Annotated in this window: 9 protein-coding genes; 3 read left to right on the top strand and 6 right to left on the bottom strand. The window is 72.9% G+C overall.

The window, feature by feature from the left end:
- Positions 1-9 precede the first annotated feature (9 nt).
- Positions 10-807, top strand: coding sequence for a DUF2510 domain-containing protein (locus tag DT076_RS19735; RefSeq protein ID WP_199539296.1), 798 nt, complete (start codon positions 10-12; stop codon positions 805-807).
- A 72-nt stretch (positions 808-879) separates the two neighbouring features.
- Here the strand turns inward: DT076_RS19735 and DT076_RS18655 are convergent, their stop codons facing one another.
- Positions 880-1,749, bottom strand: coding sequence for a DUF559 domain-containing protein (locus tag DT076_RS18655; RefSeq protein WP_158548205.1), 870 nt, complete (start codon positions 1,747-1,749; stop codon positions 880-882).
- Positions 1,750-1,917: 168 nt separating this feature from the next.
- Positions 1,918-2,739, bottom strand: coding sequence for a spermidine synthase (locus DT076_RS18650; protein WP_114128235.1), 822 nt, complete (start codon positions 2,737-2,739; stop codon positions 1,918-1,920).
- A 45-nt stretch (positions 2,740-2,784) separates the two neighbouring features.
- Between DT076_RS18650 and DT076_RS18645 the strand changes: the two genes are divergently transcribed.
- Both DT076_RS18645 and DT076_RS18640 read left to right on the top strand, forming a co-directional pair.
- Positions 2,785-4,584 carry a glycoside hydrolase family 15 protein gene (locus DT076_RS18645; protein WP_114128209.1) on the top strand — a complete coding sequence of 600 codons (1,800 nt, stop codon included), beginning with the start codon at positions 2,785-2,787 and terminating at the stop codon, positions 4,582-4,584.
- A 193-nt stretch (positions 4,585-4,777) separates the two neighbouring features.
- Positions 4,778-6,337, top strand: a complete 1,560-nt coding sequence (locus DT076_RS18640; RefSeq protein ID WP_114128208.1) for a sugar transferase — start codon at positions 4,778-4,780, stop codon at positions 6,335-6,337.
- A gap of 774 nt (positions 6,338-7,111) precedes the next feature.
- On the opposite strand, the gene DT076_RS18635 is transcribed toward DT076_RS18640, so the two are convergent.
- The 4 genes from DT076_RS18635 to DT076_RS18620 all read right to left on the bottom strand — a co-directional run bounded on the left by DT076_RS18635 (position 7,112) and on the right by DT076_RS18620 (position 12,002).
- Entirely contained in the window at positions 7,112-7,645 is a 534-nt protein-coding gene (locus tag DT076_RS18635) for an adenylyltransferase/cytidyltransferase family protein (protein ID WP_114128207.1), read from the bottom strand.
- Entirely contained in the window at positions 7,642-8,022 is a 381-nt protein-coding gene (locus tag DT076_RS18630) for a hypothetical protein (RefSeq protein ID WP_114128206.1), read from the bottom strand. Before DT076_RS18630 ends, DT076_RS18635 begins: the two co-directional genes overlap by 4 nt.
- A 260-nt stretch (positions 8,023-8,282) precedes the next feature.
- Positions 8,283-10,877 carry an ATP-dependent chaperone ClpB gene (clpB, locus tag DT076_RS18625; protein ID WP_114128205.1) on the bottom strand — a complete coding sequence of 865 codons (2,595 nt, stop codon included), beginning with the start codon at positions 10,875-10,877 and terminating at the stop codon, positions 8,283-8,285.
- A 306-nt stretch (positions 10,878-11,183) separates the two neighbouring features.
- Positions 11,184-12,002, bottom strand: a complete 819-nt coding sequence (locus tag DT076_RS18620; protein ID WP_114128204.1) for an Fpg/Nei family DNA glycosylase — start codon at positions 12,000-12,002, stop codon at positions 11,184-11,186.
- Positions 12,003-12,010 lie beyond the last annotated feature (8 nt).

Here is a 12,010-nt window from a genome sequence, read left to right as displayed (position 1 = left end):
CCTGGGCCCGTGCCGGAGGCCGGCTGGTTCCCCGACCCCAGCGGGCAGCGTGACCAGCTGCGCTGGTGGGACGGCCGCGCCTGGACCGGGCAGGTGCGCCCCGCCGGCCCGGACACGTCCCCGCCGCCCCGGGCGCGCGGCGTCCGCCGGTTGCTGCTGGTGCTGCTGGCCGCGGTCGCGCTGGTGGTGGCCGTGGTCGCGGTGGTCGTCACCCAGGTCGTCCGCCCACCCTCCGGCGGCACGGCGCCTGGCGGGCAGTCCACCCGCCAGGTGTGCCCGATGCCGACCGCGGTGGCCAGCCCGGCACCGCAGACCGAGCCGGGCCGGGTCACCAGCGGGCGGATGTCGGTGCCGGAGCTGGGCCCGGAGTGGAGCACCCAGCCCGACAACCGGGTGCCCTTCGGCCGGCAGATGATGCGCCAGCAGATCCTGGTGGACACCGACCCGTCCTGGATCGTCTCGCTCAACGTCGGCACGATGGTGGCCGGCGACGGCTTCTTCACCCCCGAGCAGGGCGTGCACGTGGTGATGCCGTGCCTGGTCGCGGAGTACTACTCCGGTCACGAGGTGCAGCGCACCGACCTCGTCGACGAGGCCCGCACGGTCGACGGCCACCCCGCCTGGGTGCTGGAGTCGGAGCTGACGTTCGAGATCCCCGGGCTGGACTTCACCTCCGAGCGGCTCGTGCTCATCCTGGTCGACCTGGGCGACGGCACCGCCGGCGCGGTGGTGGTCGACCTGCCCGCGATCGCCCGCGACCGCGAACCCGCCCTCCGCGCCGCCCTGGACGACATCCGCGTCACCTGACCCTGGGAACGCGTATGTCATCTCGGACACGATCGGTGTGTCGCGGCGTGGCGCGCCCTCCCGCCGCGTCGATCAACACGTTCCCAGGGTCGTGGTGACCAGCCACAGCACGGCCTCCGGCGACTCGGTGAGCATCGACCAGGTGATGTGCAGCACCGTCCACCTCGCCGCGGTCAGCTCGTTGTGCCGCCAACGGTCCGCCTCGAACCGGTCGGACCCGTGGTGCTCCCGGCCGTCGACCTCGATCGCCAGGTGCCGCTCGGGGAAGGCGATGTCGAGGTAGTACCAGTGGCCAGCGACCCGCACCGGGTGGTTGGCGACCCAGCCGCCGATGCCGGCGCTCCGCAGCAGGACGTGCGCGACCCGTTCGGCCTCCGACCACGGCTGGTCGCGTGACTCGATGAGCAGGCGGGTCCGCTCGACGTTGCCCGGACGGCTGCCCGTGGCGGCCAGTGCCTCCCAGAGCTGGTCGAGGGTGCCGCGGCGGGATCGCAGCAGGCTGTCGATGCCCGCTCCACCGAGGCTCGGGCACAGGTCGAGGGCGGTCAGCGCCGGGGTGGTGCAGCGCAGTCCGCCCCACTCCTGGACCAGGTCGGGAGGGACGTGTCGCCGGTCGACCCGGAAGCCGGGGGCGGCCCTGATCTGGCGGGTCCGGACGGAGAGGGCGACGTCGGTCACCGGTGCCTCCGGCCAGAAGGTGAGGCGGGCCGCGGTCTCCGCACGGAAGACGGCGTCCGGGGCCCACCGCCGGGCCGCGCGGACGCGGAGGGCGACGTCGTCGGCTCGGGCGGCGTCGACGTAGGTGCCGGGCAGCACCTTGAGCAGACGGCCGGACCGGGCCAGCCAGTCGAGAGCACCTCCCAGCTCGGGGCAGTCGGCGCGCAGCAGGACGCCCTCCCCCGCGGCGAGCAGCGACCAGATCTCGTGGTGTGAGCGCTTCATGGCCCTCAGATCTGCCGCGGACGCCCCCGCTGCCGCGACCGCCGCCCGCCCTGTGCACAGCCGGGCACCTGGGGACGGCCCTGGGATCGTGTCGGCAGCGGCCGCCGGAGCCGCGGACACGCCGCGACACACCGGTCGTGGCCGAGATGACATACAGCCGGGCAGGGGTCAGCTGAAGTGGGTGAGGCCGCCGCGGGGTTCCGGGGAGGGGGCGGCGTCGGCGACGGTGAACGGACGCTGGCCGCGGAGCCACCTGGCCAGCGCGTCGCCCACCACCAGCCGGTAGGGGAAGGCCGAGCCGGCGGCCTTGCGGCTGAGCTCCTCCACGGGCAGCGGGCGGGTCGAGCCGAGCATGACGAGGTTGCCCAGACGGCGGCCCTTGAGGGTGGCCGGTTCGCTGCTGACCAGCCGGTGCGGCCAGTGCTCGGCGATGCCGGCCAGCACCCGGCGGCCGTAGTCGAAGGGGGCGAGGTCGGTGAGGTTGGCCATCAGCGTGCCCCCCGGCGTCAGCACCCGCGCCACGTCGGCGAGGAACTCGGTGGTGGTCAGCTCCGGCGGCACCTGTCCGCCGACGAAGGCGTCCAGCACGACGACGTCGGCGTAGTCGGCCGGCATCGCCCCGATCCCGTTCAACCCGTCGACCGCGCGGACCTTGATCCCGCTGCTCCGGCCCAGCGGCAACCGCTCCCGGACCGCCTGGGTGAGCTCGGCGTCGGGTTCGAGCACGATCTGCGCCGAGCGGGGACGGGTGTGGGCGACGTAGCGCGGCAGGGTCATCCCGGCGCCGCCGACGTGCACCACCCGCAGCCGCTCCCCCGCCGGTGCACAGGCGTCCAGGGCGTCGGCGATCCGCTGCACGTAGTCGAACTCGAGGCGGGTGGGATCGTCCGGGTCGACCCAGGACTGCTCGGTCTCCCCGGTGCGCACCACGAAGGCCCCGGCGACGTCGCGGTCGGGCACCAGCTCGGAGCGGGGACGGTCCTCGGTCACCTGCCGCACCCTAGACCTCCGCGTCGGTCCTCCTAGGCTGGCGGCATGGCCGAGCCGATCTCCGACTACGCCCTCCTCAGCGACCGCCGTGGCGCCGCCCTGGTGAGCCGCCGGGGCAGCATCGACTGGCTGTGCCTGCCCCGCTACGACTCACCCTCGCTGCTGGCCAAGGTGCTCGGCGACGACAACCACGGGCACTGGACGCTGGCCCCCACCGACCCGGCGGCCCGCAGCTCCCGCCGCTACTCCGACGACTCCTTCACCCTGCTCACCCGTTGGGAGACCGCCGACGGGGTGGTCGAGGTGAGCGACTTCATGCCGCTCGGCGATGCCGGGCACCACGTGGTGCGTCGCATCCGCGGCCTGTCGGGGACGGTGCGGATGCGTCAGGAGGTGCGCTTCCGCTTCGACTACGCCGGCGCGGTGCCGTGGGTGCGGCAGTCCCCCGAGCTCGGCGACGACGCGCTGCTGGCCACCGCCGGGCCGGACATGGTGGTGCTGCGCGGCAGCCACCTGGACGCCGCGGGCGACCGCAGCCACTCCGCCGAGATCGACGTCGCCGCCGGTGACGTGGTCGACCTGGTGCTCACCCACCAGGCCTCGCACCTGCCGATGACGCCGCCGATCGACGTCGACGCCGCCGAGCGGGAGACGGCCGCGGCGTGGCACGCGTGGGCGGAGTCGGTGCACCACGACCACCAGCCGTGGTCGGCCGAGGTGCGCCGCTCGCTGCTGGTGCTCCGGGCGCTGACCAACGCCGACACGGGCGGGATCGTCGCCGCAGCCACCACCAGCCTGCCCGAGCAGCTGGGTGGGGTGCGCAACTGGGACTACCGCTACGTCTGGCTGCGCGACGCCGCCCTGACGATCGACGCGCTGCTCACCCACGGGGCCGTGGACGCCGCCGCCGAGTGGCGTGACTGGCTGGTCCGCGCCATCGCCGGGGACCCCGAGGCGATGCAGATCATGTACGGCATCGCCGGCGAGCGGCGGCTGCCGGAGTACGAGATCACCTCGCTGCCCGGCCACCGGGGGTCGGCCCCGGTGCGGGTCGGCAACGGTGCCTACCTGCAGCGGCAGTGGGACGTCTACGGCGAGGTCAGCTGCGCCCTGCACCGCGCGCGGGAGTCCGGGTTGGCGGTCGACGCGGTGGCCTGGCAGATGCAGCGCGCCATGCTCAGCTACCTGGCCGAGCACTGGGACGAACCCGACTGCGGGCTGTGGGAGATCCGGGGCGAGCCGCGGATGTTCACCCACTCCCGGGTGATGGTCTGGGCGGCCTTCGACCGCGGGGTGCGGGCGTGCGAGCAGTTCGGGCTGGACGGCCCGGTCGAGCAGTGGGCCGAGCTGCGGGACCGGATCCGCGCGGACGTCTGGGAGCACGGCTACGACGCCGGGGCGCGCACCTTCCGCCAGTCCTACGACCGTCCGGGGGTGGACGCCGCGCTGCTGATGCTGCCCCTGGTCGACTTCGTCGCCTGGGACGATCCGGCGATGGTCGGCACCGTCGAGGCGGTCGAGCGCGAGCTCACCCGGGACGGGATGATCCTGCGCTACGACGTGGGCGTCGCCGACGACGGGGTGGCCGGCGAGGAGAGCCCGTTCCTCATCTGCAACTTCTGGTTGGTCGAGGCGCTGGCCAGCACCGGACGGCTGGAGCGTGCCACCGAGCTGATGCAGCGGCTGGTGGCCACCGCGAACGACGTCGGGCTGCTGAGCGAGGAGTTCGAGCCCAGCACGGGCGAACAGCTCGGCAACCTGCCGCAGGCGTTCTCCCACATCGGCCTCATCCGGGCCGCGGACGCCGTCGCCCGGGCCCGCGGGGTGCAGCCCGACCAAGCCTGAGCGGGCCAGCGCTGCCCGCGGCTCCCCGCCAACCGCGGCGGACGCTCAGGCTCTTCTCAAGACCGCCGCCGTTTTGGGTGAATTCCTCAGAGATCGCCCCACCGGCGTCGGCCCCTGGCCTACTGTGTCGACTGCACCAGTCGGGGGACACGGTGTGCCTCGGGGGAGGCAGGTTCGAAGAGGACATGTCGGCATGCCACACGTCGGTTCGGCCGTATCCGCGCACGCCGCGGGCGGCCACGCATCGGTCACATCCATCACCGCTCCGCGGGCGAGCACGCCCGAGGTCGAGCCGGTCACGAGCACGGTCAGCCTGGTCGAGCGCCCGCTCGCGCCCGCCCGTCCCGGCCCGCTGAGGCACGGCCACGGCACCGCGGGGATCGCCCGCTACCGGGCGCTGCTGGTCTCCGGAGACGTCGCCGGCGCGGCCGTGGCCTGGCTGGCGACCACCCAGCTGGGCCAGCTGCTCGGGCTGGGTGTGCTGCCCACCTGGGGACTGGTCCTGCTGGCCGTGTGGTGGGTGGGGGTGCTGACGGCCAACCGCGGCTACCAGTCGTTCCGCCTCGGGGTGGGCAGTGACGAGCTGCGCTCGGTGTTCCGCGCCGCGGCGCACACGCTGATCGGCGCCGCCGTGCTGGGGGCGCTGCTGCAGAGCAGCCTGGTGCTGACCGGGGTGCTGGTCGCCACCGCGGCCGCGACCGTGCTCGCCCTGCTCACCCGGCTGGCGCTGCGCCGCTGGCTGCACGCGGCTCGCCGTCACGGCCACTACCTGCAGGACACCCTGGTGGTGGGCTCGCTCGCCCACGTCTCCGACCTGGCCGACCGGCTGCTCAGCGAGCCCGACGCCGGGATGCGGGTGGTGGGCTACTGCGTGCCGCCGCACGAGGTGGCCCAGGCCCGTGAGGCCGGGCTGACGGTGCTGGGCGACACCGAGCACGTCCGGACGGTGGTGATGGCGCTGGGGGTGCCCCGGGTGGCGGTCGCCAGCGGGCAGTCGCCGAGCTACCTGCGCGAGCTGGCCTGGTCGCTGGAGAACCTCGACACCCACCTGCTGGTGCACCCGGGTGTGGTGGAGGTGGCCGGTCCGCGGATGCACCTGCGCCCGATGATCGGGCTGCCGCTGCTGCAGATCGAGCAGCCGCACTTCTCGGGCTGGCGGCCGGTCGCCAAGCGCGCCACCGACATCGTGCTGTCGGCGTTCGGGCTGCTGGTCGGAGCGCCGCTGATGCTGGGCATCGCGCTGGCGATCCGGCTCTCGGACGGGGGCCCGGCCTTCTTCCGCCAGGTGCGGGTGGGGCGCAACGGGCGCACCTTCACGATGCTGAAGTTCCGCTCGATGCACGTCGACGCCGAGGCCATGCTGGCCCGGCTGAAGGCCGAGAACGAGGGCGCCGGACCCTTGTTCAAGATGGCCGCCGACCCGCGGATCACCCCGGTCGGGCGCCTGCTGCGGCGGACCTCCCTCGACGAGCTGCCCCAGCTGATCAACGTGCTGCTCGGCACCATGTCGCTGGTCGGTCCGCGGCCGCCTCTGCCGAGCGAGGTGACCGAGTACGAGCGCGACGTGCGCCGCCGGCTGCTGGTCGTGCCCGGGCTGACCGGGCTGTGGCAGGTGAGCGGACGCAGCGCGCTGAGCTGGGAGGACTCGGTACGCCTCGATCTGCGCTACGTCGAGAACTGGTCGCTCGGCTCGGACCTCCTGATCCTGTGGAAGACCGCCTTCGCGGTCCTCGCCCGCCACGGGGCGTACTGATACCGAAGCCGACCGGCGTCGCCCGTGGGGGGCGTGCCACGCCAGTCATCCAGACCCACCAGCGGGGCCGACTCCGTTCCCCCCAGGACGACGCCCCGCTGGTGGCCATCGCCGGCGAGCGCTGGCCATCGTGCGCCGGCCACCCCAACGCCCTGAGCCTGCCGGAGGGCCGACCGCGGTGACCGGTGCGCTGACGCACCCCAGCGCCTGTCGAAGGGCGAGCATCCGCACCCGTCCGCAGCGGCGCCCGAGCGCTCGGTGGCGTCGCCCCGACGGCCGCGAGAGCGCTACCGGTCCGACCATCGGCTCGAACGCCCTGACGCGCGCAGAGGGACCTGGCGGCTGACGGTGCTGCTCCTTCCCGGGACGGCCGGCTGGAAGCTGCAGTACCTGCCGCCACACCGTCCTCTCCGCGGGCACGCCATCGTGCACCGCGCGTCCCGCCCGCACACGCCACAGGGAAGTCGCGGGTGGACCTGACCATCGAGACCCACGGTGGGCCCTCGAGCCGGGCGCCACGGACGCAGGACGGGGTGCCCGTTGGCCTGATAGCGGTTCGGCGCGGGTGCTCGCCCTTCGACAGGATTAGGGCGCTGGGGTGAGCCGGCGCAGCGGTGACACCGATCGCCCTCCGACAGGCTCAGGGCGTTGGCGTGATCCGGTCCGGACGGCAGCCCGAGGCGTGGTGGGACGCACCAGCGGGGCCGCCCTCCTTCCCCCCGGGAGGGAGACCCCGCCGGCGTCCAGACCCGTCACCCGAGGTGACAGGCAGTCTCAGACCCGGCTCCGCGCGGCCAGCGGACTGGCGGGCCAGAAGAGCCTGCGCCGACCGGTGCCGGTGGCGCTCGCCCTGGCACGCCGGCGCGGCTGGCGGTCGCCGACGGCGCCGCGCAGCAACGTGCTGGAGACGTCCTGGGTGTAGGGGAAGTACTGCACCTGCACGCCGACCGAGGCCATGTCGCGCTCGAGCTGCTCCCCCTTGGGCGAGCCCTTCCAGTCGTCACCCTTGAAGATCACGTCGAAACCGACCCGTCGCCAGGCGAGCAGCTTGTCGCTGGACTCGTCCACCACCACGTCGTCGACCACGTCGATCGCCGAGACCACCCGCATCCGCTCGGCGAGCGGCACGACCACCGTCTTGTTCTTGGCCTGCGCCAGCGCCTCGTCGGTGACCACACCGACGACCAGCCGCTGGCACAGCTCACGGGCCTTCAGCAAGATGTTGAGGTGCCCGACGTGGAACATGTCCCAGGCCCCCGGCACGTACCCGACCTCGGGCAGCGCGAGGGGCTGCGCCAGGGCCGTCATGCCGGCTGCGGGACGGGTCGGAGCGCGCGGCGCAGCGCACGCGAACGGCTGATCACCCGGGGACGCAGCACGACGTGCGCGTCGATCCCCGGGCCGTCGGACTGCTGGGCCACCGTCAGGATGGTGGTGCCGTCGTCACCGGCCGACACCACGGTGTCGTCGTGGACCACCACCTCGTCCACCGCGCGCAGGTGCCTGGCCACCTCCAACCGGGACGCCAGGTTCATCACGGGCGCACGGCCCGTCCGGCGCTGCACGTCCTCGTCGGACAGCACGCCGAGCACCAGTCGGTCGCCGTAGTGGCGAGCCTGCGCGATGAGATCGAGATCGCCCACGTTGATCATGTCCAGGGCGCACGCCAAGTACACACGTCGCATTTTTCAGACCTTCCCCCGAAGATCAGGACGATGAGAACCACCGTCCTTCAGCGTCCGGCGCGAACGTACCCTCTGGTCACCGGACCCGCTAAGTCTGGGTGGCACGACCGCGAGAAGGAAGCGAGAATCCGACATTCTCAGCGAAGTTTTTGACTAAGATCTCCGCAGTCAAGAAGTTGTACCGATTTTGACAGATCTGACCACTTCCGGGCCCGCGGATGCGTGCCGGCCGGGCAGCGCCGGCCGGCACGGGACGGCCGTCAGGACACCGCCGGGACCTCCTCGAGCACCCGCAGACCGTCGCCCTCGGGGTCGAGGTCGAAGGTGACCACGTCGCCGTCCCCGACCTCTCCCGACAGCACCCTTCGGGCCAGTGCGTCCTCGATCGAGGACTGCACCAGTCGCCGCAGCGGACGGGCCCCGTAGACCGGGTCGAAGCCGGTGAGCGCCAGCCAGTCCTTGGCCGCTGGGGTCAGCTCGACCCGCAGCCGGCGGTCGGCCAGCCGGGCGTTGAGCCGGTCGAGGTTGATGTCGACGATCCGGGTCAGCTCCTCGGTACCGAGGGTGTCGAACAGCACCACCTCGTCCAGCCGGTTGAGGAACTCCGGCTTGAAGGCCTGCCGCACCACACCCATCACGGCGTCCCGCTTCACCTGCTGCTCCAGGCTCTGGTCGGCCAGGAACTGCGAGCCCAGGTTGGAGGTGAGGATCAGCAGCACGTTGCGGAAGTCGACCGTGCGGCCCTGGCCGTCGGTGAGCCGGCCGTCGTCGAGCACCTGCAGCAGCACGTCGAACACCTCGGGGTGGGCCTTCTCGACCTCGTCCAGCAGCACCACCGAGTACGGACGCCGCCGCACCGCCTCGGTCAGCTGGCCGCCGGCCTCGTAGCCGACGTAGCCCGGAGGCGCACCGACCAGTCGCGACACCGAGTGCTTCTCGCCGTACTCGCTCATGTCGATCCGCACCATGGCGTGCTCGTCGTCGAAGAGGAAGTCGGCCAGCGACTTGGCCAGCTCGGTCTTGCCCACCCCGGTCGGGCCGAGGAAGAGGAAGGAGCCGGTGGGACGGTTGGGGTCGGAGATGCCGGCCCGCGAGCGGCGCACCGCGTCGGAGACGGCGCGGACGGCGTCACGCTGACCGATCAGCCGCTCGCCGATGCGCTCCTCCATGTGCAGCAGCTTCTCGCTCTCGCCCTCCATCATCCGGCCGACCGGGATGCCGGTCCAGGCGGCGACGACCTCGGCGATGTCGGCCGCACCGACCTCGTCGGCCACCATCGGCGTGCTCTGCCGCTCGGCCTCGTCGGCCGCCGCCAGCTCACGCTCCATCGCCGGGATGTCCTCGTAGTTGATCTTCGACGCCCGCGCCAGGTCGCCCTCGCGCAGCGCCCGGTCGGCCTCCGACCGCAGCGCGTCGATCTCCTGCTTGAGCTCACCGACCCGGTTCAGCCCCTGCTTCTCGGCCTCCCAGCGCTGCTCCAGGGCGCGCAGCTCCTCCTCGGCGTCGGCCAGCTCGGAGGTGAGCCGGCCCAGCCGCTCGCGGCTGGCGGGGTCGTCCTCCTTCTCCAGCGCGAAGTGCTGCATCCGCATCCGGTCGACGTTGCGGCGCAGCTGGTCGATCTCGACCGGGGAGGAGTCGATCTCCATCCGCAGCCGGCTGGCCGCCTCGTCCACCAGGTCGATCGCCTTGTCGGGCAGCTGGCGGGAGGTGATGTAGCGGTGCGACAGACTCGCGGCGGCCACCAGGGCACCGTCGGTGATGGCGACCTTGTGGTGGGCCTCGTAGCGCTCACGCAGACCGCGCAGGATCGCGATGGTGTCCTCCACCGTCGGCTCACCCACGAAGACCTGCTGGAAGCGTCGCTCCAGCGCCGGGTCCTTCTCGATCCGCTGGCGGTACTCGTCCAGGGTGGTGGCGCCGATCATCCGCAGCTCGCCGCGCGCCAGCATCGGCTTGAGCATGTTGCCGGCATCCATCGAGCCCTCGGCCGCACCCGCACCCACGACGGTGTGCAGCTCGTCGATGAAGGTGATCACCTGGCCCTCGGCCTCACGGATCTCGGTCAGCACGGCCTTCAGCCGCTCCTCGAACTCGCCGCGGTACTTGGCCCCGGCCACCATCGAGGTGAGGTCGAGCGAGACCAGCCGTCGGCCCTTGAGCGAGTCGGGCACATCGCCGTCGACCAGCCGCTGGGCCAGGCCCTCGACGACGGCGGTCTTGCCGACGCCGGGCTCACCGATCAGCACGGGGTTGTTCTTGGTGCGCCGGGCCAGCACCTGCACCACCCGGCGGATCTCGGTGTCGCGGCCGATCACCGGGTCGAGGCGACCCTCGCGGGCCCGCTCGGTGAGGTCGACGCCGTACTGGTCGAGCGCGGAGCTGGTGCCTTCGGACTCCGCGGAGGTGACCCGCTTGCCGCCGCGGGCCTGCGCGAACGCCTCCTCCAGCGCCTTCGGGGTGACGCCGAGGTCGGCCAGCAGCGTGCTGACGTTGGAGCGCACCGCGGCGAGCGCGATCAGCAGGTGCTCGGTCGCGACGAAGGAGTCGCCGAGCTTCTCCGCCCGGGTCTCGGCGTCGGCCAGCACGCGGGCGAAGGCGCCGGAGAGCTGGGGCTGGGCCACCGAGGAGCCGGACGCCGAGGGCAGCTTGGTCAGCGCGCCCTGGGCGGCCGCGTCCACCGTGGCGGGGTCGGCCCCGACGCCCTGCAGCAGCGGGCCGACGGTGTTGTCGGGGACCATCAGCAGCGCCCGCAGCAGGTGCTCGGGCTCGGCGGTCGGGTTCTGGTTGGTCAGCGCCAGCCGGACCGCAGTGGTCACCGCGTCGCGGCTGCGCGTCGTCAGCTTCTCAGTGTTCATGCAGCGTTCCTCGTACGCAGGGATGGGCCCACCTTGAGCCCACCCGACTCAACTCCTGTACGAGACGCAGTATTCCTCCTTGAGCCGACCCGACTCAACCCCGCTCAGGGGGAACTGCGGACACCCCCTGACCGACCCTCGGTCACCGGCTGCCGAAGACCCGGCGGGCGATGAGCAGGCCGACGACCCCCCGAACTCGGGGAACAAGAGGCCATCGGACGGCGTGGACGACGACGTCGAACCACTCCATCGCGTTACCCAGCGAGGCCGCCACCACGGCTCGCCGGGACGGGCCCCCTCAGCAGGTCAGCGCTGCTCCTGCGGGCACCAGAAGGTGGTGCGCGAGCCGACGGTGGCCCGGGCCATCTCCGTCCCGCAGCGGGGGCAGTGGGCGCCGACGACGCGATGGGCCATGACATCGAGGGTGTGCACGCCGCCGCGGCGGATCGCGGTGCGCACGCCCTCGTGGACGGCGCCGTGCAGGGTCGTCAGCTCCTCGGCGGCCAGCTGGTCGGCGGGACGCCGGGGGCCGATCCGGGCCCGCCAGAGCACCTCGTCGGCCAGCAGGTTGCCGATGCCGGCGAGCACCGACTGGTCGAGCAGCCGGGCCTTGACCGGGGCCGTCCCACGGCCGACCCGCTCGCGGAAGTCGGCCACGCCGATGCGCTCGGCGTCGGGGCCGAGAGCGCTGAGGTCGGGGTCGAGCCGGACCCGGCCGAGGCGGCGCTTGTCGAACAGCCGCAGCGTGCCGCCGTCGGCGAAGGTGAGGGTGAAGCGGTCCCACTCGGGCTTGCGGTCGGGCTGCTCGGTGATCGAGGCGTAGCGGGTGCCAAGGTAGTCCCCGCCCTCGGTGGAGGTGCCGTCGGCGTCGGTGACGAGGATGCGTCCACTCATCCCGAGGTGCAGGCCGAGGTCGGGCCCGTCCTCCGAGGTCTCGCACCACATCGACTTGCCGGTGCGGGAGGCGCCGGTCAGCTCGCGACCGAGCAGGGCCGCCCGGATCTCCCCGGCCGGGTGCGGGCGGCACTCGTAGCGGTCGGAGTCGTCGACCTCGACGATCCGGCGACCCAGCGCGGCCGCCTCGATGGTGGTGCGGGCACTCTCGACCTCGGGCAGCTCGGGCACCCCGCGAG

It is taken from the genome of Desertihabitans brevis (assembly GCF_003327535.1).
GTDB classification, from domain to species: domain Bacteria; phylum Actinomycetota; class Actinomycetes; order Propionibacteriales; family Propionibacteriaceae; genus Desertihabitans; species Desertihabitans brevis.
Note: the sequence above shows the minus strand (reverse complement) of the source record. Positions and strands in the feature narration are given on the sequence as shown.